This window comes from Nocardia concava NBRC 100430, from assembly GCF_000308815.1.
Taxonomy (GTDB): domain Bacteria; phylum Actinomycetota; class Actinomycetes; order Mycobacteriales; family Mycobacteriaceae; genus Nocardia; species Nocardia concava.
Window position 1 is genome coordinate 102,830 of the sequence record NZ_BAFX01000074.1, and the last position, 21,064, is coordinate 123,893.

Consider the following 21,064-nt stretch of genomic DNA (forward strand, 5'->3'; position numbering starts at 1 on the left):
TCACCACTCCGATCGTTCCGGGGAAGCCCGCTGGTAGATACCTGCGATACTGCTGAACATGGCTATCTGCTCTCGGGTCGTGGGTCACATGTGGACGGTCGGTGTCTGCGAGTCGCTTTGTTCGAGGACGTCGCGGCGGTACAGCAGAGCGGTGACGACCATGCCGGTGCCGAGGATGGCGGCCGACCACCAGTAGGCGGTGGCGTAGCTGGTGAGCTGAGCGTTGGCGAGTACACCGGGGTCGACGGGGCCGTGGGATGCGAGGTAGTCGTCGGCTGCGCTGGTCGACATGGTGGCGAGGAACGCGGTTCCGATCGAGCCGCCCACCTGCTGCGCGGCATTCACGGTCGCGGACGCGGCACCGGAGTCCGCGGCCGCCACCCCGAGGGTCGCCGCGCTCATGGCGGGCGCCACGATCAAGCCCATACCGAAACCGGCGACGAACAGTGCGGGCAACACGTGGGTGAGGAACGCGCTGCTCAGGTCGAAGGTGGTCATCCACACCAGTGCGATCGCGGTGATCGCCATACCGGGTGGCACAACGAGTTTGGGGGTGATCCGTGGGATCAGGACATTGTTCGCCGTGATGGCCGCGATCATCAGACCCACGACCATCGGCATGAACGCCAGGCCGGTGCGGATCGGCGTGTACCCGAGATTGAGCTGCAGATAGTAGGTGAAATACAGGAAGATGCCGAACATCCCCGCACCGCTGATGAAGATCGCGGTCATCGATGCGGCGCGAGTGCGGTCGGTCAGGATCCGCAACGGCAATACAGGATGATTCGTGCGGGTTTGCCACCATACGAAAGCCGCCAGCAAAACGACGCTGGCCGCCAGCAGACCCCAGGCGGAGATATCTGCCCAACCGTTGGTCTGCGCGTTCGTGCAGCCGTAGACGAGGCTGAACAGACCAGCCGACACCAGCGTGATGCCGGGTACGTCGAGCCGCGCCGTGCGGTCCCGGCGGCCACGCGGCAGTAGGAGTGCCCCGCCGATTGCCGCGAGGAGCGCGAAGGCCAGATTGACGAACAGCGTCCAGCGCCAGCTCAGCGTCTCGGTCAGGACACCGCCGAGCAGTAGCCCGATGGCGCTGCCCGCACCCGACACCGCGCCGTACACGCTGAAAGCGGTCGCTCGTTCCTTGCCTTCGGTGAAGATGGTGGTCAGCAGCGACAGCGCGGCCGGGGCGAGTAGTGCGGCGAAGATGCCCTGTCCGGCTCGGGCGGCCACCAATATTTCGAAACCGGGTGCGGCACCGCCCACCGCGGACGCGATGGCGAAGCCGATCAGACCGACGAGGAACGTCGCTTTGCGGCCGAACAGGTCTGCGATCCGTCCGCCCAGGAGTAGCAGGCTGCCGAAGGCGAGGGCGTACGCGGTGACCACCCACTGCCGCTCGTTGTCGCTGAAGCCGAGGTCGTGCTGCGCCGATGGCAATGCGATGTTCACGATGGTCGCGTCGAGCACCACCATGAGCTGCGCGAGGGCGATGACGATGAGTAGCAACCACCGCGAACGGCCGGGACTTCGGGAGGAATCGGCTGGGGCAGGGTCGCTTTTGGTCGGTTCGACAGCCGCATGCTCGGGCATGGACTACGCCTCTCTTATAGTACGAAGTCGTTCTATAAGAAGAATGGCAGTGGCTTGGGAGGAACGCAACCGTACTATTTAGAGTGTGAGCCGTGTCTCATGAGAACGACTCGGGCTGCCGCTGTCGGCTGGGCGCGGCCGAGATTCAGTCAGCGACAGGCGGAGTGGTGTAACGCCGGTAGCTCGATGTCGTCGATGAATCTGGTGATGTAGTCGGCATCGGCGAGGGAACCGTCGAAGACCGGCCGCGTGACGAACACGCCGAAGAGCGGTGGGTCCAGCGCCGCGGTCGATAGCTCGTACTCGCGACTAGGCGTCATGTGCGGCCGCCGAATAGGCGTTCTCGGTCACGGCGGCTCCTCATCGCCTGTGGAGTAGCAGAGCCAGGTAGTCGGGATGGAAGCCGCGGAAGTCTTCGACACTGGGGTCGGACACGACCTCAGCTGCCGCTTGCCCGTGATAACTCGAACAGGGCGTCAACGACCATCTGCTGTTCCGGGGGACACCGGTCGATCGCGTCATCATCTGTTGCGATTTCCGCCTAGCTGGCGGTTGTCCGCCGGGTCGTGCTAGGCGTGCAGTGGTGTGTGGAGGGCGGGGAGGATCAGTTCGTCGATGAATCGGGTCATGTAGTCGGTATCGGCGAACGAACCGTCGAAGAGCGGGCGGGTGACGAAGACCGCGAAGAACAGGTGGGACAAGAGGTCTGCGGTGGGGTGTTGTTCGGGCAATTCTCCTCGCTCGACCGCTCGATCGAGGAAGTGGGTCAGGACGGCGGTGTCGGGCTCGAGCAGGACGGATCGAAGGGTCGCCGCCAGGTCGGGGTTGGTGAGCGCGGCGTGATCGAGGGCGGCGATCAGCGCCGTGTCCTGCGCCGCCCGCGGTGTGAAGCGGCTGGCCATGGCCACCAAGTCGCCGCGCAGGCTTCCGGTGTCGATATCTTTCGCGTCGGTCGGGCCGGTGACGCGTATGGCCGCGGCGACCAGTTCGGGCTTGGTCGGCCACATGCGATACAGGGTTGCCTTGCTGCAATGTGCCTGCGTAGCAAGGGTGTCCATGGTCAGCGCCTCGTATCCGACCTCGCGCAACAGGTCCAGCGCCGCGGTCAGCAATTCATGCTCGCGGGCGGGGGACATACGAGGTCGGCGAATGCGCTCGGTCTCGGGCATCGCGACTCCTCGGGAATAGTACGGGTCTGTACTCAACGATAGCGGTCGAGCTTCCGGTGGCCGACGAGCATCGAATTTCGGTTACGGTGTTTCCGAAATTTGGACATTCCGGCTACGCTGTAACCGAAATAACCGTGCGAGTCCAGGAGAAGTCGTATGCGCACCGTTGAGACCACTGCCAGCTACCAGGCCCAGCCCGATCAGGTGTGGGCGGTCATCGGCAACCCGGCGCGATGGGGGGAATGGCTGGCCATTCACAAGTCGTGGAAGACGCCGGTGTCCGATCGGATCACCGAGGGCGAGACGGCGACCGCGGCCGCCAATGTCATGAATATGCCGGTCACCATCGACTGGACCTTCGAGAAGGTCGATGTGCCCCGATCGATCACCATGGCCGGCACGACACCGGTGGGCGTGACGCTCGCCCTCGACATTCACCTTCGCCGAGTCGATGGCCAGGCCACCCATGTGGACCTGCGGGTGAGCATCAACGGCGGCATGATCGACGGCCCGATGGGGGCGATCTTCAAGGGTTCCATCGTTGGCGCGCTGGACAAGTCGCTGAAGAAGGCCGGAGCGCTGATCTCCTGATGTCGGTGGGTTCGCCCGGCCCTGGCCGGGTCACCGCGACGCTGGGGAGTGGTGCAGGGCGAGCCCTTCGATGATCATGTCCAGGCCGAAGGCGAACTCGTCTTCGAGCCTTTGTGTGGGCAGGCAATCGGCGACCGCGATGGTCGAGGGGAAGTCGGCCGGATCGAGCTGGTGGAAGAGCGCGGTGAGACGGGCGGGCTCGGGGTCGGGGGCGGTGGGGTCGTGGAGCTGCGCGGCGAACCCGAGGACGTATCGGGCCAGCACGGCGTACGTGCGGGCGGCCGCTTCCGGCGCGAAACCGGCGTTGAGCAGCATGGTGAGGAAACGCTCGCGTAAGGCGAGTGCATTGGGGCCGGTGGGGACTTGTTCGATGAGCAGCGGTGCGATGCCGCGATGCCGACGGAGGGTCTCGAAGATGGTCTGCGCCGCCGCCCGGCAGGCCTGTCGCCAGTCGCGATCGGTCGTGTCGATATCCAAATCGACCTCTCCGAAGACGTGGTCGACCACGAAACCGACGAGCTCGGGACGTCCGGTGACGGCTCGATAGAGCACCGCCGTGCCGGTGTCGAGTCGCTGGGCGAGGGTGCGCATCGATAAGGCCGCCGCGCCTTCTTCGTCGACCAATTGCACTGCGGTGGTGACGATTTTGTCGAACGGCACGCGCGGGCGCCCCGGTGAGCGACGCGCCGGGCGGGTGCCGGTTTCGGGTTCGATGCTGCTTCCCATGCGCACATTGTCGCCGACGGCGACGCTGTCCCGGGAACGGCACGTGGTTACGGCGAAGCCGAATGTGGTCGAACCCCGATTTTATTGGCTACGCTGTAGCCGATAACGTCTCGTTCTCGGCTCTGAGGAGTAGGCATGAATATGAGTGACGCCGAATCGGCTATCGCGACAATGCCGCGCGGCGGCCCCGACGCCTCCTGGCTGGACCGGCAGCTGCAGACGGACGTACCGGAATATCTCGATCGCTACGACGTCCCGGATGAGCTGAAGCAGAAGGTCATCACCGCCCTCGATCGGTTCGGCACCCTGGCCCGAGTGCACGAGAAGAACGCTCGAACGGCGTTGCGGATGGTAGCCGACGTACCGGAGCCGCGCATCCTCGAACTCGGTGCGGGCCACGGGAAGCTGTCGGCCAAAATCGTCGAGTACCACCCCGGGGCCACGGTCACGGTGAGCGACCTGGATCCCACCTCGGTCGCCAAGATCGCCGCCGGCGAGCTGGGTGCGCATCCTCGGGTGCGCACCCAGGTCATCGACGCGACCGCCATCGATGCCCCGGACGACAGCTACGACCTCGTGGTGTTCGCGATGTCGTTTCATCACCTGCCGCCTTCGATCGCTTACCGCGCGATCGCGGAAGCGACCCGGGTAGGGAAGCGGTTCCTGGTCATCGATCTCGAGCGGCAGTCTGTGGCGGGGCACGCGGTGGGTGCGATTCTGGGTTTCCCGCTCCTGGCCGCAGCGCTGCTCGCCCCGCCGGTCCGGCCGTTCGTCCACGATGCCGTGATCAGCGGCTTGCGCGCCTATAGTCGCTCGGCGTTCTCGGCTCTCGGTCGAGCGGCTAATCCGCACATGGACATCGAATTCCTGCCCACCCGAACGCGATTCGGACCTCCGTCGACGACGGTCGTGTTTTCGCGACCGAGGGGCGTGCCGAATCCGCTTCCGGCGGAATGACGCTCAGACGAGCGGTGTGATCTGCTCCGAGATACCGAGTAGGGCCTTGCCATAGGTTTCCATCGAAACGTGCGGCAGGGTCACTGCGTGCCGGGCGGCGATATTGGAATCGCGCCAAATGCGCTGCATGGCATTGACTTCGGCGAATGCTCCCGCGCCGTGGGCGTCGAGCAGGATGGTCAAGGCCTCGTTGATGCTGCGCAATGCGATCGCGACATCGCCTCTGATCCGGGCGCGGTCGAGCAGCTCCGGGTAGATTCCGGCCTCGGCGAACGCCTGGACGTCGTCGGCCGCTCGATAGGCGTGCAGGTGCGCGGTTTCGATCTTCATCGCGGCCTCGGCGACCAGCAATTGGAAGGCCACGGAGTCCGCTTGCCGGGTGATCGTGGTGTACGCGAGCGCCTTCTCCGCCGCTTTGGTGCGGACCAGCTCCAGGGCCGCACGGCCGAGGCCCAGTTGCGGTCCCAGGACCGCGACGTTCAGGAACGAGGCCATGGCCGAGCGGTAGAGGGGCGCCTCGGGATGCTCGGAGATGTACTCGCCCATCAGGATCGGAAGCAGCGGCACAACGCGAGCATCGGGAACGTACACGTCTTCGGCGACGATCGTGTTGCTGCCTGACGCGCGCATTCCCGCGACGTACCAGGTGTCCTCGACCTGGAAGTCCCCGCGGGGCATCGCGATCGCGACCTGGTCGAGCGGCTGACCGTCGTCGTCGACCAGCAGTGCCCCGTTGGTGGCCCAGTCGGCGTGCAAGCTGGCCGACGCGTAGGGCCAGCGGCCGTTCACCCGGTAGCCCCCGTCGACCTTGCGGACGGTGCCGGAAGGCGCCAGCACACCGGCGATGATCAGATCGGGGCTCGTGGCGTACATCTGCTCGAAGTCGCTGCCCCCTTTGAGGGCGGCCAGCCAGGCATTGGTATTCGACAGCATGACGACCCATGCCGCGCCGCCGTCAGCTTCGGCGATCGCCGACGATACGTCCAGCAACGCGCGCGAGCTGCTCTCGAGGCCGCCCACGCGACGCGGTACCAGGAGTCGGAACGCGCCGGCTTCCTTCAGCGCGTCGATCGTCTCCTCGGACACGCGTCGGGCCGATTCGCTTGCGGCCGCGTTCTTCCGGATCAGCGGCGTCAACTCCTTGATGCGCGCCAGCACATCCTCGACGGTCTCGACCCGACTGTTCGCTGCGGTGGTCATGGGTGCTCCAAAATTGTTGTGATGGTGGAAATTCGGTGGCTGTTCAGGCGACGAGCCGGCGATACCGCGAGCCGTGGAAGACCAGGGGGTGCGCACCGGGACGCGCCCGGATGCCGTGGATGGTGAGCACGACGATCGTGTGATCACCCGCGGGAAACTCTTCGTACGGGGCGCAATCCAGCCATGCCGTCGCACCGGCGATCAGTACGGCGCCTTCGGGGGTGCACTCGTACTCGATGCCGGAGAACCGGTCGTTCGAGCGCGACGCCAATTGCCGGCATGTCGGCTCCTGCTCGTCGCCGAGGATGCTGAGCCCCAGTCTGGGCGCGTCGCGTAGCTCCGCCCAGGTCCGCGAGCTGTTCATGATGCAGATCGACACGAGCGCGGGTTCCAGCGACACCGAGGTGAACGAGCTGACCAGCATGCCCGCGGGCCGTCCCCGCCGCTCGGCGCAGACCGCGAGTACGCCACTGGGGAAGCAGCCGAAGGTGAGCCGCAGCTGGTCGGGGCTGCGGGGCGTTTTCAAAGAGGCTGCGGAAACGTCGATCTCGACGCTATCGCTCATAGCACAACTCCTAAGTGAGCCAGGCCACTTCCCGGCCTTGGCGAGCAGCGTAACTATCTCGTTGATTTTATGTCAATGACTTCAAATCAACTTGTTTCTCCCTGGTCGCGAGGGCACTATCGGGTGGAGACGGCTAGGTGAGGGAAGGGCGAGATGACTGAGACGACCAAGGCGGGCCGACCGAGTGCGCGGGCCGCGCAGGCCGCCGAGACCCGGCAGCGCCTGGTGGATGCCGCGGTCGAGCTGTTCGCCGAGCGCAGCTACGACGAAGTGGCCGTGGCTGATATCTGTCAGGCCGCCGGGGTCGCGCACGGGTTGCTCTTCCATTACTTCGGCAACAAGCGCGGCATCTACATGGAGGCGATTCGGGAGACGTCGCATCGCATTCTGCAAACCCATGTCGTGCGTCCCGGGATCTCGCCCGTCGAGCAGATTCGCGAAGCGTTCACCGCCCAATTCCGTTATCTGGCAGCGCATCGCGGTCTCGCATTGCGTTTGGTGCTGGGTGGCCGGGGCGCCGATCCCGAGGCGTGGGAAGTGCTCGAGTCCGGGCGCTGGCAGACCATCGAGGGCTGGATCTCGCTGCTGGGGATGGACCCGCAGAACAAGGCTCTGCGCATGATGATCCGGTCGGTCGTGGGCGCGATTGACGAGGCTGCCGCCTACTGGCTACAGAACGACGAACCGTTCGATGTCGATGTCGTCGTCCAATGTCTGATGCACCTGACTGCCTCGGCAGTGCGCTCGGCTGCCGCGCTCGACCCCACGCTCGATATCGAGGCGACGCTGCGGCCCTTGCTCGAGGAGTTCGCTGCCTCCTGACATCCTGACCGGCTCCGACGTGGCCGGAGTGGGCAGAATAATAACGGCAACAATGTTGCTGAAATAGCTTGACGACCGAAGTGATTACGGACACACTGTATCCGTTATGGATGGACACGCTGTCGTGGAATCACCGGACGTCGCCGCACCGAATGCGCGAGCGCGGCGCGTCTCGCGCACCCGGGCCGCCCTGATCCGATCCGGACGACAGGCCCTCGTCAGCGGCCGGGCGACGCGGCTCGGCATTGCCGATCTGGCGCGCGACGCAGGCGTCGCGACCGGATCCTTCTACAACCACTTCACCGGCAAGGACGAGTTGTTCGCGGTGGTTATCGCCGAGGTGGTCGACGGGCTCGCCCGCATCCTCGACGACGCTGTCGCGGGCGTGGACGAGCCCGGCGAATACCTCCGCGCCCAGATCCGCGCACTCGTGGCGATCGGCCACGCCGATCCCGGCACCGCCGCGGTGGTCGTGGTCGCGCGATATCAGGTGCTCGAGGATCCCGCCATCCGCTCGCACCTGTCCTTCGGCGTCCATGCGGGGCTGTCGTCGGGATGCTTCCGCGTCCACGATGTCGAGGCCGCCCTTGACCTCGTGGGTGAAGTCGTCCTGGCGCTCCTGCGAACATCGCGGCGCAATCCCGCCGCGGTGACGACCGAGTGGATCGAGACCCTGGCCCAGCAGGTGCTGTGCGCGCTGGGATATCCGAGCGAAACATCCCGAACGAAAGAACGACTGTCGTGACTCTGCTACCCAAAGTGTCCGGCGCACAGCGTGATTCCGCTTTGCGGCTCGTGCGCGAGAACTTCTCCGACACCGTCGTCTCCGGCCTGCGTACCTGGGGGCGGACGGTCGACCTCGTCCTCGAGTCGGTCGGACAGGGGATGGGCGATCTGGTGCGCGGACGCTTCCAATGGCGCGAAATGCTGCATCAGGCCTGGTATTTGGTCACGGTCACCGCCCTGCCCGCGATCCTGATGGCGGTTCCGTTCGGCGTGATCGTCTCGGTGCAGATCGGCAACATGATCCGGGAATTGGGCGGGGACTCGCTGCTGGGGGCGGCGAGCGGACTCGGGGTCATCAAACAGGGCGCCCCGATCGCCACCGGACTCCTCCTCGGCGGCGCCGGCGCCGCGGCGATCGCCGCGGACCTGGGCGCCCGAACCATCCGCGAAGAGGTGGACGCGTTGCGGGTCATGGGCGTCAGCCCGGTCCGCCGCCTGGCGGTTCCGCGCATAGTCGCGATGGTACTGGTCGCGCCACTGCTGAACGTGCTGATCATCTTCACCGGTGTGGCCGCGGGATACTTCGTCGCGATCAGCGCCCAGGGCGTGACCTCCGGAAGTTACTGGGCCACTTTCGGTTCCTTCACCACGGTGACCGACGTGGGGATCTCGCTGCTGGAAGCGATCCTGTTCGGCTTCATCGTGGCGATCATCGGCTGCCAGCGCGGGCTGGAGGCCAAGGGCGGGCCCCGCGGCGTGGCCGACGGGGTGAATGCCTCGGTGGTGCTCTCGGTGGTGTCGGTTCTGGTCGTCAATCTCGTTGTCAGCCAGCTGGTTCAGATGTTCGCTCCGACGAGGATGGCGTGATGACCGCGACGCCGTACGCGCCGCGCGGTCTCCGCTGGGCATATCGAGCGGTCCGCGGCAGACGACGGCTGCTGCTGCCGATCGATTCGATCGGATTCATGCTGTCTTTCTGCTGGCACACGCTCTCGGCTATTCCCTTGACGCTCAGGCACTATCGCATGCAGACGCTGCGCACCATCAGCGAGACGACCTGGGGGAGAGGCTCGCTGATCGTCGGCGGCGGCACCGTGCCGATGCTGATCGTGCTGGGCATGGTGCTCGGCGCGGCCGTGGGTATCCAGTCCTTCGGCACGCTGAACATGGTCGGACTCGGCCCGCTGACCGGCATCGTCTCCTCGTTCGCCAATACCCGCGAACTCGCGCCGATCATCGCGGCCATCGGATTCGCGGCCCAGGCCGGATGCCGGATGACCGCGGAGATCGGATCGATGCGCATCTCGGAGGAGATCGATGCGATCGAATGCCTCGGCCTGCGCTCGATTCCGTTCGTGGTGACGACCCGGGTGATCGCGGGCGTGGTCGCGATCGTGCCGACCTTCCTGATCACCTTGATCCTCAGCTACCTGTCCTGCGCATTGGTCGTCGTCGGCGTCCACGGTCAGGCCTCGGGGGTCTACGACCACTATTTCAACCAATTCGTCAGCGGCCCCGATATCGCCGCTGCCGTGCTGAAGGTGATGGTCTTCGGCGTCGCGGTGATCCTGATCCATTGCTATCAGGGCTATTTCGCGACCGGCGGCCCGGAAGGCGTCGGCATCGCGTCGGGACGGGCGGTGCGCGCCAGCTTCGTCGCGATCATCACATTGGACATGCTGTTGAGCCTGATGATCTGGGGCTTCAACGCGACGATCACGTTTACGGGATAGCGACATGCCAGTATTCGGGTTGCCCGGGGCGGCCATCACCGAAAAGACCGCACGGCGAACGGGATTGCTCGCCCTCGTGGCCGCCGTGGCCATGGCCGCGGCCTGGACCGGGGTGCAGTCGGCGCGTGTGGACGATCGGATGCGCGTCACGCTGCGCACCGAGCAGATCGGCGACGGCATCGTCACCGGTGCGCGAGTGCGGCTGGACGGAGTGAACATCGGCGAGGTCACCGGCATCGACAGTGCCGGTGACGGGCAACAGCGGATTACGCTGCGGCTGGACAAGTCTCAGCTCAGCGGGCTCACCGACACGCTCGCCCTCGACTACGCGCCGTCGAACCTGTTCGGCATCAGCGAGGTCGAATTGCGCCGCGGCCAAGGCGGAGTCGTGTTGCGCGACGGCGAGAACGTCGATCTCACCGGCGCCTCGGCGGCACGAGTCACGAACGCCACCCTGGGCACGCTGATCCGGTCGCTGGGGCAGACCACCGACCAGGTCCTCACGCCGCGGCTCGCCGAACTGCTCACCACGCTGGCCACCGACGCCAAGGCCTTCACCCCGATTCTGGAGGCCATCGTGATGCTGGGCCGCGTCGTCGCCGAAACCCAGCGCTACGATCCGTCCTTCCTGATCGGCCGGTATGCCTCCACGTTGCACGGCACCGCCGACTTCGCCGGTGCTACAGTCGATCTGCTCGACCACATCAACAACATCGAGGTCTTGCGCACCGATCAGCCGCTGTTCGATTCCGGCGTCGCGCTGCTCGCCGAGCAGATGTTCCCCGCGATCACGAACCTGGGATACACCGGAGAGCGGTACTACACCGGTTACGCCGACATGCTGACACCGTTGCTGAACGTCACCGCCCAGATGGTGCCCACACCGCAGCGGTCGAGTGCGGAGCTGCGAACCCTGTTGGAACGCATCGACAATGCGTTCGTCGACACCCCTGACGGCCCGGTGCTGCGCCTCGAACTCACCCTGCGCGGTTTTCCGGTGCTGGCCGCCCCGCTGTTCGGCACCGCGAGCGCGGGAGGCGCACGATGAAATCGACTGCCGGCGTGCTGCTTCGGCTCGTGGTGTTCGCGGCCACGATGGCGGTGCTGTTGGCCGCGGTGGTGGCGGCGATCGAGCGGCCCGTCTCCGGTCGCACCGACTCGTTTCGGGTGCTGTTCACCGATGCCAACGGTCTGAAAGCCGGTGACGACGTGCGGATGTACGGCGTGCAGGTGGGCAAGGTCGGCGCGATCAAGCTGACGCAGGGCCGCGCCGCCGTGCAGGTCAGCGTGCAACGCGATCACCCGGTGTTCGAGACGAGCGTCTTCGCGATCCGCTATCAGACCTTGACCGGTCAGCGGTACGTGGATGTCCGCCAGCCCGCGGCGCTGGGCGTGCGGCTGACGGCCGGGGCGACCGTCGCACCCGAGCACACGATCCCGTCCTTCGATACCACCACCCTGTTCAACGGGCTGCAACCGGTGTTGCGGGACTTCTCGCCGAGCGCGCTCAACCAGCTTTCCGAAAGCGTGCTCGCGGTGATCGAGGGCAACGGTAGCGGTCTGGGACCGGCACTGGACGCGGTGGAACAACTGAGCCGCTACGCGGTGGATCGGCAGGCCGTGATCTCCGTCCTGGTCCGCAATCTGCACACCCTCGACGACCGCCTCGGCGGTAAGTCGCCGTATCTGGACACGCTGATCCAAGGACTGACCAACTTGTTCACGGTGCTGGAAGACAAGCTGAAAGGTCTCGTCGACTTCGCCCTGGCCGCGCCGCCGGTCCTGGGTCCCCTCGACGATCTGCTCGCGACCCTCGGGCTGACCCCGGACACCAATCCGGACCTCGACAATGCCCTGCACGCCGCGTTCCCCGACCCGCAGGCGGCCACCGAGGTACTGGGCAAGCTGCCCGGACTGCTGCAGTCGCTCGATGCGATGTTGCCCGCCGCCGCCCCGGAGCTGACGGCGACCTGTTCGAACGGAAATGCGCCGGTGCCACCGCAACTGCGGGTATTCATCGGCGGCCAGAGGATCACGCTGTGCAACCGGTGATGTCAGAACTTCGCAAATGGATTCCCCTCGGCGGTGACCGGCCCGTCGCCGATGCGCGAACGGTGCGCCGACGCGAACTGCGGCTCGGCTCGGGCGGCGCGGCCGCGGTGGTCGTGGTGCTGGCCGCCTGCGGTGTCCTCTACGCCGCGCCCCCGGGCCGCGCGGAATACGGGGCCGATATGACCGAGGCCGGAGCGATTCGCGCCGGTGAGGACGTACGCATGGCCGGCATCACCGTGGGTACGGTGAAATCGCTGGAATTGCACGACGATCGGGTGCACATGACCTTCACGGTCGATTCCGATGTCTTCGTCGGCGACCAGTCGACCCTCGACATCCGGATGCTCACCATCGCGGGCGGCCACTATGTGGCCTTGATCTCGGCCGGTTCGAAACCGTTGAGCCGCAAGGTGATCGCCAAGGATCGGGTACGGCTGCCGTACACGCTCGGTCAGGCGTTCCAGGACGCGGTGACCCCGGTCCACGACGTCGATGGGGAAACCTTGCGGAAGAATCTCGCCGAACTGCAGACGGCGCTGGTCAAGAGCCCGGACGGGCTGCGTCAGCTGGGACACGCGGTCGACTCGGTCGTCGACATTCTCGACCGGCAGAACGCGGATGTCTCTCGGGCACTGGCGATTTCGCAGGAGTATCTGAGCGCGATCAGCGACGATACCGCGCTGTACGGCCGACTGACCCACGAGCTCAACCTCACCACCGACATCCTCGTCGACAAGCGGGCCGAGTTGCGCGCGTCGCTGGATCTGCTCGAACGGATGCTGTCGCGCCTGGCGGCGATCGAACCGGCCTACGACAGCTCCCTCAAACCCATGTTCGACAAACTCGCCGAGGCGGTGCCCGAGTTGGATCGGCTCACGGGTCGGCTCGACCAGGTCGTCGCCAACGTCGAGCACCTGGGGCAGCAACTGACCGAGATCGCCGGTGCTCCGGGCGGGCCCGCCCTCGACCGGTCGGCGACCACGGTACCCGCGCCCGCACTGTGCATTCCGGTGCCGGGGAGGACCTGCTGATGCGCCGATTCCTTGCTTCCCGAGGCTTCATGTCGGTCGCGGCGGTGATGGTCATCGCCGTGGTCGCGGCCGCCGGCTATATCGTGCTGACCGGTGCGGCGAAGCCGACGCGCGCGTATTGCGCCATGATGCCGGACGCGGCGGGGCTGTATCAGGGCAGTCACGTCACCATGCTCGGCATCCCGGTCGGCTCGGTGACCGGGATCGAACCGTCCGGTGACGGGGTGCGAGTCGAGTTCCGGATCGAGTCCGATCATCCACTGCGCGGCGATGTTTCGGCGGTGACACTGTCGGACACCCTCGTCGCCGACCGCAACCTCGCCATGCTGTCGGCGCCACGACCGGCCCCCGAGTGGGACCCGGGTCGGTGCGTCACCCGCGCGCTCACCCCCAAGAGCATGACCCAAACCATGGACGCGCTGTCCAAACTCGCGAGCGAACTGAGCGCACCGGACGACCCGGCCCGCAGCAGCACCCTCGGCGGCGGCGTTTCGGCCCTGGACACCGCCGTCACCGGTACCGGCGATGCGCTCAACGCGTTGTTGTTCAAGCTCGGCGATGCGTTGAAGTCACCGGATGCGGCCATCGGGCGCATCGGCGAATTGATCGATGCGATCACCACCTTGAGCGCGGCGATGAAGAACAACTGGGGCGATCTCGAACACATGCTGACCCGACTCGGCGGCATGCTGGATCAGGCCAATACCGAGGTGATTCCGCCGTTCGTCGGCATTGTCGACGCGCTGCGCGTGCTGCTGCCCTGGTTCAACGACATCACCACGACATTCGGGCGGTCACTGCTGAACCTCGTGCGCGCGACGGTGCCGCTGGTGCGCTGGGTCGGCGCGAATGTCGGCACCCTCGAGCAGTTGGTCGGCATGATTCCGACGCTGACCGACGCCTTCCGCAGGTCCGTCGACCCGGCTACCGGGCAGGCCGCGCTCGCCTACGCCGGGCCGAAAACGGCTCTCGCCCAAGCCGATGCCGAGCAGACGTGCGCGGCGATCAACCTCGCTCTCCCGGGCCGGTGCCACAGCGCCGAGCACGGTTTGGCCGAGATCGATCTGGTTCCGTTGGTATTGGCTATGGCCGGAGCGAGGGTGCAATGAACTTCACGACGAAGCTGCTCGCACTGGCGGTGGTCGGATGTGCGGTCGGCGGCTGCGCGTTCGATCCGTCGGCTATCACGCTGCCGGGCACCGGCCGCGGCGCCGGATATCGGGTGCATGTCGAGTTCGCCAATGCGCTCAATCTGCCGGGGCGGGCGAAGGTGATGGCCAACGGTGTCCAGGTCGGCGACCTCGCGGCCGTGCGCGTGGTGGATCCCGCCGCCGCCGCGCCCGGCCATGTGATCGCCGACGTCGACATCGACCGCGCGGTCCGACTGCCCACCGCCACGACCGCGCAGCTGCGACAGAACACCCTGCTCGGCGATATTTTCATCGAACTGACCACGCCGCCGGGCGGATTCGGCAACACCCTCGCCGACGGCGGCACCATCCCGATCGCACAGACGAAACCGGCGGTCCAGGTCGAGGACGTCATGGCGGGCCTGGCGACGTTCGTGCAGGGCGGTGCGGTCCAGCAGTTCCAGGATCTGGTGAATCGCTTGAACGCGGCATTGCCCGCACAGCCGTCCGACAGCGCGCACATCGCGCAGGTCCTCGGCGCCGACTTCGGCGATGTCGCACAGCATCTCGGCGAAGTCGACAACTTCCTCGACGGTATGGAAGCCAATGTGAACATGGCGCTCGACCGCGATCGGGCACTGCAATCACTGCTGACCGAGCAGGGCGCCACACACGTCACCTCGGCGCTGCACTCGCTGATCCTCGTCCTCGGCCTGGCCGGTGCGCTGGGTGACATCGTCCACGCGCTGACCTGGATAGCGCCCCTGGCATCCGCGGGCGACGCCGCGGCGAAAGCCCTGGTGCCGTTGCTGTTCACCGATCGACCCCTGGACCTGAACGCGCCGTCGAACCTCAACCGGCTGGTATCCCTGCTCCGAGACCAGATCATCCCCTTCGTCGAGCACGGCCCGAAGGTCGACCTCGTCGGCATCGATGCCGGAAACGGTGTCCCCGCGTCGGAGCAGACCGCGCGGCTCATCGACACGTTGCGCATGATCGGAGCAGTCCGTTGAAATCCCGAATCCTCGGTCCCGCACTGTCATTGGGCAGCATCGCCGCCGTCGCGCTGATCGCTGCCGCCTACCTCGCCTTCGATGTGGTCGGCGTCGACTGGTTCACCAGGTATTCCACCTTGACCATGACGCTCACCAATTCGGGCAGCCTCGGTCCCGAATCGCCGGTGTCGCTGGCGGGGCTGCGCGTGGGAAAGGTCGTCTCGGTGCGCAATGGCGAGGGCGGCGTCCGCGTCAGCATGAAGGTGAACGATGACTACCGCATTCCGGTCGCGAGCACGGTCACCATCGAAAACCTTTCCGCGCTGGGTGAACCCGAGGTCCGATTCACTCCGAACAGAGGCAGCGCCGCCCCGTACCTGCGCGACGGACAACAGATCGACACCCGCGTGATCCGGACACCCACATCGATACCGGAGGTGGCTCGTCAGGTAACCCACCTGATGGAGCAGCTGGATCCGCGGGCGATCGGCGATCTCGTCGACACCTTCACCCGCGGGCTGGCCGGTACCGAGGCGATCGTGCCGCAGCTGGGGCGATCCACCAGCCTGCTCGCCGCCACCCTGCTCGCCCGCACCGATGCGATCCATCGGATGCTCACCGACCTGCAGGCGGTGGGTGCGGATATGGAGTGGACCGGTCCGGCGCTGAGCGCTGCCGCGCCGGGCTGGAGCCAACTCGGAACCTCGGCGGACAATCTCGCCCAATCCATCGAGAGGTTCGTCCGCATAGGGCAAATGCCGGACATGTATGTCGAAGGCACCGGCCTCATGCCGTTCTTCGCCGAGTTCACCGACTACCTCGCGCAGATGGGGCCCGGACTGGCGCAGCTGGTGCCCGTGCTCAGCCCCTTGGCGGCCCAGGCCACCGGGCAGTTGAGCAGCGTCGACCTCAGCGCGCTGATTTCGCAAGCGCTCGCCGAAACCGGCGACGGCGCACTGCGTTTGCAGATCAACGTCAAATAGCCGACGTGCAGACCCAATCACCGTAGGAGTAGAGATGTCCATCGAAACCGAAGATCGAATCGACGAGGAAAAGACGACGCAGGCGGACGCCCCGGCCTCCGAGGCCGGGCGAACATCGGGGACGGTGTCGATCCGGTTGTCCGCCATCGCGGTCGGAGCCGCGCTCGCGGCATTGGTCGCGGCCACGGGGATTTTCGCCGCGTTGTGGATGTCGGCTCGCGGTGACCTCAGCGACCGCGATGCCACCGCCGCCGCCGACCGCCGGGCCGAGCAGACCGCCACGGAGTACGCGGTCGGCGCGTCCACCATCAATTTCCAGGACTACAACGCGTGGGTCGGCAAGCTGAAAGCCAATACCAGTCCCCAGCTTTCGAACAAGTTCGACGCCACCGCACCCAAACTTCAGGAGATTCTGGTGCCGTTGAAATGGTCGTCGACCGCGACACCGATCAGCGCGGTCGTCACCTCCGAGACCGGCGGCGTGTACAAGGTGAACGTTTTCCTGAACGTCAATTCCACCAATGCCCAAACTCCCGACGGCGGTCAAACAACGGTGACCTACAACGTCACCGTCGATTCGGGCGCGGGGTGGAAGATTACCGACGTCGGGGGCATGGACGGCGCCCTGCCGTTAAAATAATCGCACTGCCGTTGAAATGAGAGCCCTCATGGCTGGGCGGTGCCGTCGCGCAGCGGCACGAGGCCGGCTACGAGAAGTTCGAGACCGAAGCGGAATTCGCTCTCCAATGTCTGCGCCGGCAGATGATCGGCGACGGCGATCGTGGCGGGGAAGAGCTCCGGATCGAGCCGACGATACAGCGCTGTAAGGGTTGCGGGGTCGATGCTGGCAGCGGTGCTGTGGCCCTGTAGCTGCGCGGCGAAGCCGATGGCATACCGGGCGATGGTGGCGTACGCCAGCGCCGCCGATTTCGGCGAAAACCCATGGGCCAGCAGCATGGCCAGGACGCGCTCGCGCAGCGCCAGCGAATGGGGCCCGATCGGCACCTGCGCGATGAGCAGTGGCGCGATCCCGGGGTGGCGGTGCAGCACCGAGAAGATCGCCTCGGCGACCGCGATGCCCGCGCGCTGCCAGTCGCCGTCGGGCTCGTCGTCGCCGATGTCGATCTCGCCGAGCACCCAGTCGACCACGTGGGCGAGGAGTTCGGCGCGATTGGCGACCGCTCGATACAGCACGGCGGTGCCGGTATCGAGGCGTTGGGCGAGCGCGCGCATCGACAGCGCGTCGGCGCCCTGCTCGTCGACGATCTGTAGCGCGGTCGTCACGATCCGGTCGAAGGGGACCCGTGGGCGGCCGGGGGAGCGTCGCGTCGGCGCCTCGACGGCGTCTGAATCGGTAGTGGTCACGCGTTCGTCCTTGGGGTGTCGTCGGGTCTGGACACTCGATCATCATATCGGTAACGACGTTGCCGATTATGCTTGACCTGGCGTCATATATCGGCAACACTGTAACCATTATGAGTAGACGAGCAGCCGAGGATTACCTCGACCCCGATTCGCGCTACGCGGTCGTCGAGGGGCGAAATATCCACTACAAGCGCGCTGGCGCCGGTGCCCCGGTGCTGCTGCTACACGGCAGCGGATCGTCGCTGCACTGCTTCGACCGGGTGGCCGCGGATTTGCCCGCGTTCGACGTGATCCGTCCCGATCTGCCCGGCTTCGGTCTCACCGGCCCACGCCGCGACCGGGACTACCGGATCGCGGCCTTCACCGAGACGGTCGCCGCATTCCTGGACGCGATCGGTGTCGCCAAGGTGGCGATCGTGGGCAATTCGCTGGGCGGCAATATCGCCTGGAATTTCGCGTTGGACTACCCGCACCGAGTGGACCGGCTGGTTCTGATCAACGCCACCGGCTATCCGGGTAAGTCGCTACCGCTGGCAATGCGCCTGGCGCGCAACCCGATCGGTCGCGTGCTGATCCACCGGCTGTCCTCGCGATCGGCCACCGAACGCAATCTGCTCTCGGCGGTGGGATCGCGTAAGTCGGTGGTGGATGAGGCGATGGTGGATCGCGTGCATGCGATGCTGACCCGGCCGGGCAACCAGCAGGCGTTCATCGACTTCGCCAATACCGACCAGATCGACCGCACCGCAGAGATTCCGGCCATCGCCGCACCCACGCTGGTGCTGCGCAGCGCATCGATCGACGCCCAGTATTTCGTCCGCGATATCCCCGGCAGCCTCGAACGCGTGCACCCCGGCGGTGGTCATCTGCTTCCCGACGAGGACCCGGAATGGGTGGCGAGCGCGCTGCTGGAGTTTCTGCCCGCCGAGGTGGTCGCGCCGAAAAGGAGCCGACGATGAAGTATTTCGTGGTGCGCGGCGAAACCCGTCGCGTCGATCGGGCCACCCGGGCTGATTTGCGCGGTGATTTCCTCGAATGCAGTGCCGGGATAACACATTACGAGCTGACCGGCCCGGAAGGCGGCGAGGTCGTCGTCTGTGCGGGCAGCCTGACCACCCCCTTGTTCTACTGGGATCAGCTGGTGGGCGAGTTGCATTCGCGCGGGTTCCGGACCCTCACCTACAGCCCGTACGGCCGCGGCTATTCCGACCGCGTCCAGGCCACCTACGACGAGGCCCTGCTGGTCGGGCAACTCGCCGATCTGACCGAGCGCCTGGGCCTGGTCGAGCCCTTCCACCTCGTAGGCGCCTCGATGGGTGCTTTGGTGGCAATGGTTTTCGCCCAGCAGCACACCGCCCGGGTCGCCACCTTGACCTTGGCCGGTCCGGCCGGGCTACAGCCCGCACCCGCCTTCGCCGCCGTGCTGCGCAACGAGACGGTGGGCACTTTCGTGGCGAAGAAGCTGGGCAGCAAGATGCTCGACCGGCATCTGTCGCATAACGTCCGCGATCCCGAGCGGTCAGCGGTGCTGACGGCGATGGTGCGCGAGGCCTACCTTTTCGAAGGATCGATCTACGCCCTGGCCGCCACGATCGCCGACTTCCCCCTCGGCGGTCGCCGGGAGCTCTATCGGCAGACCGGGCGCTTACCGATCCCGAAACTGTTGCTGTGGGGCGACGAGGACACGGTCACCCCGATCACCAGCCTCGACGAGGTGACCGAGCTGCTGGCGCCGGTCGAGTCGCACATCGTCTCCCCGTGCGGGCACATGGTGCCCTTCGAGGAACCCGCCGAGATGTGTCTGCGGTTCACCGCGTTCGTCAATGCAAGGAAGGAGTCGTCGCGATGACAACCAAGCCGAAGACCGAAACAGTCGACGTCCTCGTCGTCGGCGCCGGACCGACCGGTACCGCCCTGGCGCTCGATCTGGTCCGCCGCGGCGTGACGGTGCGGATCATCGACAAGGCCGCCAACGCATTCGAAGGCTCGCGTGCCAAGGGAATCCAGCCGCGCAGCCTGGAGGTCCTCGAGGACCTCGGTGTCCTGGAGGAGATTCTCGCCGGCGGAGCCAATTATCCGCCCCTGGGCATTCACGCGGGCCCGCTGACGATTCCGTGGCACATGGTGTCCCGTAACGACATGACATCCGATGTGCCGTACCCGAATACGTGGCTGATTCCCCAGTTCCGCACCGACGCCGCCCTGCGCGACGGATTGCGGCGCAGGGGAGTGGCCGTCGAAACCGAGTGCGAATTCCTCGGATTCGAACAACGGCCGGATGCGGTGGTCGCGACCATCTCGGGCCCCGGCGGGGTGACCGAGATCAGCGCGCGCTACCTGGTCGGCGCCGACGGCGGCGCGAGCGTGGTGCGCCGGGCCGCCGACATCGGCTTCGAGGGTTCGACGGACGAAGCCGATCGAATGATCATCGTCGACGCCGCGGTCGACGGCCTTTCCCGGGACCGCTGGCATGTGTGGCCGCGGCCCGGTGGCCGATTCGTGGGCGCGTGCCCGCTGCCGCACTCGGATCGGTTTCAGGTGATGATTCGCCTGAACCGAGGCGAGGAGCCCGCTCTCGACGAGGAGAGCCTGAACGCGCGCTTCCGCAAGCAGACCGGCGACAGGAAGCTGCGGCTGTTCGATATCGGCTGGAAGTCGGTGTTCCGCCCCAACATTCGCCTCGCGGAGCGCTATCGCTCGGGCCGGGTGTTCCTCGCCGGCGACGCCGCCCATGTGCATCCGCCCGCGGGTGCGCAGGGACTCAACACCGGCCTGCAGGACGCTTACAACCTGGGCTGGAAACTCGGCCAGGTACTCGCGGGCGCTCCCGAGTCCCTGCTCGACACCTATGAGGCCGAGCGGCAACCGATCGCCGCCGGTGTCCTGGGTTTGGCGACCAAGAAGTACGAGGGCCTGGCCAAGCTCGACCCGTCGGCGATCAAGCGCGGCAACGATGAACGGCAGCTCGACCTGAACTACCGGGGCGGGCCATTGGCGAAAACCGGAACTGGCCGGACCGCGAAGTTGCAGGTCGGCGACCGCGCCCCCGACGCGAAACTGGTGGACGCGAACGGCGGCGCGCGACGCCTGTACGAGCTCTTCGCCGGAGCGCATTTCACCGCGATCGCCTACGGCGGCGCGGCCGTCGAGGAACTGGCGGCACTGTCGTGGCCGACGGCTGGCGCGGGACTGAAGAAGATCGCCATCGATGGCGGGGAAGACGCGAATGCCGATGTGGTGCTTGCCGATATCGCGGAGTCGTTCGCCCGCGCGTATGGCGTCACCGACTCCGCCCTGCTGTTGATCCGGCCCGATGGATACCTCGTCTCGATCGCCACCACCGATATGAGTCGCGCCGTCGGTGCCCAGGCCGCGTTGCTGTCGCCCGCCGTCGAAATTCCTGCCGTGCCGACAGTTTGATTTTGG

Annotated in this window: 23 protein-coding genes; 16 read left to right on the top strand and 7 right to left on the bottom strand. The window is 66.3% G+C overall.

The features are described 5' to 3' along the window. Nucleotides 1–84: 84 nt before the first annotated feature. From ON43_RS14885 to ON43_RS14890, 3 genes are all read right to left on the bottom strand, one after another. The gene (locus ON43_RS14885) at nt 85–1,509 is read right to left on the bottom strand and encodes an MFS transporter (protein WP_218003271.1); all 1,425 of its coding nucleotides are present in this window, start codon (nt 1,507–1,509) and stop codon (nt 85–87) included. A 233-nt stretch (nt 1,510–1,742) separates the two neighbouring features. Beyond that, nucleotides 1,743–1,913, bottom strand: a complete 171-nt coding sequence (locus tag ON43_RS44815; RefSeq protein ID WP_157514038.1) for a hypothetical protein — start codon at nt 1,911–1,913, stop codon at nt 1,743–1,745. Between the two features lie 249 nt (nt 1,914–2,162). Continuing rightward, a complete protein-coding gene (locus ON43_RS14890) occupies nt 2,163–2,762 on the bottom strand; it encodes a TetR/AcrR family transcriptional regulator (RefSeq protein WP_040807901.1) in 600 nt (199 codons plus the stop codon). A 156-nt stretch (nt 2,763–2,918) separates the two neighbouring features. On the opposite strand from ON43_RS14890, the gene ON43_RS14895 reads away from it, so the two are divergent. Continuing rightward, on the top strand, nt 2,919–3,353 hold the full coding sequence (locus ON43_RS14895) for a type II toxin-antitoxin system Rv0910 family toxin (protein WP_040807902.1): 435 nt from the start codon (nt 2,919–2,921) through the stop codon (nt 3,351–3,353). 30 nt (nt 3,354–3,383) lie between these two features. Here ON43_RS14895 and ON43_RS14900 read toward each other — a convergent pair whose 3' ends face one another. Next, the gene (locus ON43_RS14900; protein ID WP_051178452.1) at nt 3,384–4,079 is read right to left on the bottom strand and encodes a TetR/AcrR family transcriptional regulator C-terminal domain-containing protein; all 696 of its coding nucleotides are present in this window, start codon (nt 4,077–4,079) and stop codon (nt 3,384–3,386) included. 141 nt (nt 4,080–4,220) lie between these two features. On the opposite strand from ON43_RS14900, the gene ON43_RS14905 reads away from it, so the two are divergent. Further along, nucleotides 4,221–5,036, top strand: coding sequence for a class I SAM-dependent methyltransferase (locus tag ON43_RS14905; protein ID WP_040808134.1), 816 nt, complete (start codon nt 4,221–4,223; stop codon nt 5,034–5,036). A gap of 3 nt (nt 5,037–5,039) precedes the next feature. On the opposite strand, the gene ON43_RS14910 is transcribed toward ON43_RS14905, so the two are convergent. Together ON43_RS14910 and ON43_RS14915 are read right to left on the bottom strand one after the other, a co-directional pair. Further along, entirely contained in the window at nt 5,040–6,194 is a 1,155-nt protein-coding gene (locus ON43_RS14910; protein WP_040808135.1) for an acyl-CoA dehydrogenase family protein, read from the bottom strand. Nucleotides 6,195–6,279: 85 nt separating this feature from the next. Next, nucleotides 6,280–6,801, bottom strand: coding sequence for a flavin reductase family protein (locus ON43_RS14915; RefSeq protein ID WP_083913423.1), 522 nt, complete (start codon nt 6,799–6,801; stop codon nt 6,280–6,282). 153 nt (nt 6,802–6,954) lie between these two features. On the opposite strand from ON43_RS14915, the gene ON43_RS14920 reads away from it, so the two are divergent. From ON43_RS14920 to ON43_RS14970, 11 genes are all read left to right on the top strand, one after another. After that, nucleotides 6,955–7,623 (top strand): TetR/AcrR family transcriptional regulator, encoded by a 669-nt coding sequence (locus ON43_RS14920; protein ID WP_040807907.1) that lies wholly within the window; start codon nt 6,955–6,957, stop codon nt 7,621–7,623. Nucleotides 7,624–7,729: 106 nt separating this feature from the next. Next, nucleotides 7,730–8,368: a TetR/AcrR family transcriptional regulator gene (locus ON43_RS14925; protein ID WP_040807908.1), complete on the top strand. Its 639-nt coding sequence runs from the start codon at nt 7,730–7,732 to the stop codon at nt 8,366–8,368. 2 nt (nt 8,369–8,370) lie between these two features. Next, on the top strand, nt 8,371–9,216 hold the full coding sequence (locus ON43_RS14930) for an MlaE family ABC transporter permease (RefSeq protein WP_040808137.1): 846 nt from the start codon (nt 8,371–8,373) through the stop codon (nt 9,214–9,216). Beyond that, nucleotides 9,216–10,082 carry an ABC transporter permease gene (locus tag ON43_RS14935; RefSeq protein WP_040807910.1) on the top strand — a complete coding sequence of 289 codons (867 nt, stop codon included), beginning with the start codon at nt 9,216–9,218 and terminating at the stop codon, nt 10,080–10,082. The genes ON43_RS14930 and ON43_RS14935 overlap by 1 nt, the downstream gene beginning before the upstream one ends. 4 nt (nt 10,083–10,086) lie before the next feature. Beyond that, the gene (locus tag ON43_RS14940; RefSeq protein WP_040807911.1) at nt 10,087–11,130 is read left to right on the top strand and encodes an MlaD family protein; all 1,044 of its coding nucleotides are present in this window, start codon (nt 10,087–10,089) and stop codon (nt 11,128–11,130) included. Further along, nucleotides 11,127–12,134, top strand: a complete 1,008-nt coding sequence (locus ON43_RS14945) for an MlaD family protein (RefSeq protein WP_040807912.1) — start codon at nt 11,127–11,129, stop codon at nt 12,132–12,134. Before ON43_RS14940 ends, ON43_RS14945 begins: the two co-directional genes overlap by 4 nt. After that, nucleotides 12,134–13,165, top strand: coding sequence for an MlaD family protein (locus ON43_RS14950; protein ID WP_040807915.1), 1,032 nt, complete (start codon nt 12,134–12,136; stop codon nt 13,163–13,165). The genes ON43_RS14945 and ON43_RS14950 overlap by 1 nt, the downstream gene beginning before the upstream one ends. Next, entirely contained in the window at nt 13,165–14,274 is a 1,110-nt protein-coding gene (locus tag ON43_RS14955; RefSeq protein WP_157514039.1) for an MlaD family protein, read from the top strand. Before ON43_RS14950 ends, ON43_RS14955 begins: the two co-directional genes overlap by 1 nt. Beyond that, complete coding sequence (locus tag ON43_RS14960) at nt 14,271–15,308, top strand: MlaD family protein (protein ID WP_063712551.1); 1,038 nt, start codon at nt 14,271–14,273, stop codon at nt 15,306–15,308. The genes ON43_RS14955 and ON43_RS14960 overlap by 4 nt, the downstream gene beginning before the upstream one ends. After that, nucleotides 15,305–16,273 (top strand): MlaD family protein, encoded by a 969-nt coding sequence (locus ON43_RS14965; protein ID WP_040807917.1) that lies wholly within the window; start codon nt 15,305–15,307, stop codon nt 16,271–16,273. The genes ON43_RS14960 and ON43_RS14965 overlap by 4 nt, the downstream gene beginning before the upstream one ends. A gap of 34 nt (nt 16,274–16,307) precedes the next feature. Continuing rightward, nucleotides 16,308–16,913: a hypothetical protein gene (locus ON43_RS14970; RefSeq protein ID WP_051178459.1), complete on the top strand. Its 606-nt coding sequence runs from the start codon at nt 16,308–16,310 to the stop codon at nt 16,911–16,913. 26 nt (nt 16,914–16,939) lie between these two features. Here ON43_RS14970 and ON43_RS14975 read toward each other — a convergent pair whose 3' ends face one another. Then, nucleotides 16,940–17,638, bottom strand: coding sequence for a TetR/AcrR family transcriptional regulator (locus ON43_RS14975; RefSeq protein WP_051178460.1), 699 nt, complete (start codon nt 17,636–17,638; stop codon nt 16,940–16,942). A gap of 110 nt (nt 17,639–17,748) precedes the next feature. Here ON43_RS14975 and ON43_RS14980 point away from each other — a divergent pair, with 110 nt between their 5' ends. The 3 genes from ON43_RS14980 to ON43_RS14990 are packed head-to-tail and all read left to right on the top strand — an operon-like array spanning nt 17,749 to nt 21,058. Further along, nucleotides 17,749–18,597 carry an alpha/beta fold hydrolase gene (locus tag ON43_RS14980; protein WP_040807919.1) on the top strand — a complete coding sequence of 283 codons (849 nt, stop codon included), beginning with the start codon at nt 17,749–17,751 and terminating at the stop codon, nt 18,595–18,597. After that, nucleotides 18,594–19,487: an alpha/beta fold hydrolase gene (locus ON43_RS14985; protein WP_040807922.1), complete on the top strand. Its 894-nt coding sequence runs from the start codon at nt 18,594–18,596 to the stop codon at nt 19,485–19,487. The genes ON43_RS14980 and ON43_RS14985 overlap by 4 nt, the downstream gene beginning before the upstream one ends. Further along, a complete protein-coding gene (locus tag ON43_RS14990) occupies nt 19,484–21,058 on the top strand; it encodes an FAD-dependent oxidoreductase (RefSeq protein ID WP_040807923.1) in 1,575 nt (524 codons plus the stop codon). Before ON43_RS14985 ends, ON43_RS14990 begins: the two co-directional genes overlap by 4 nt. The last annotated feature ends 6 nt before the right edge of the window (nt 21,059–21,064 follow it).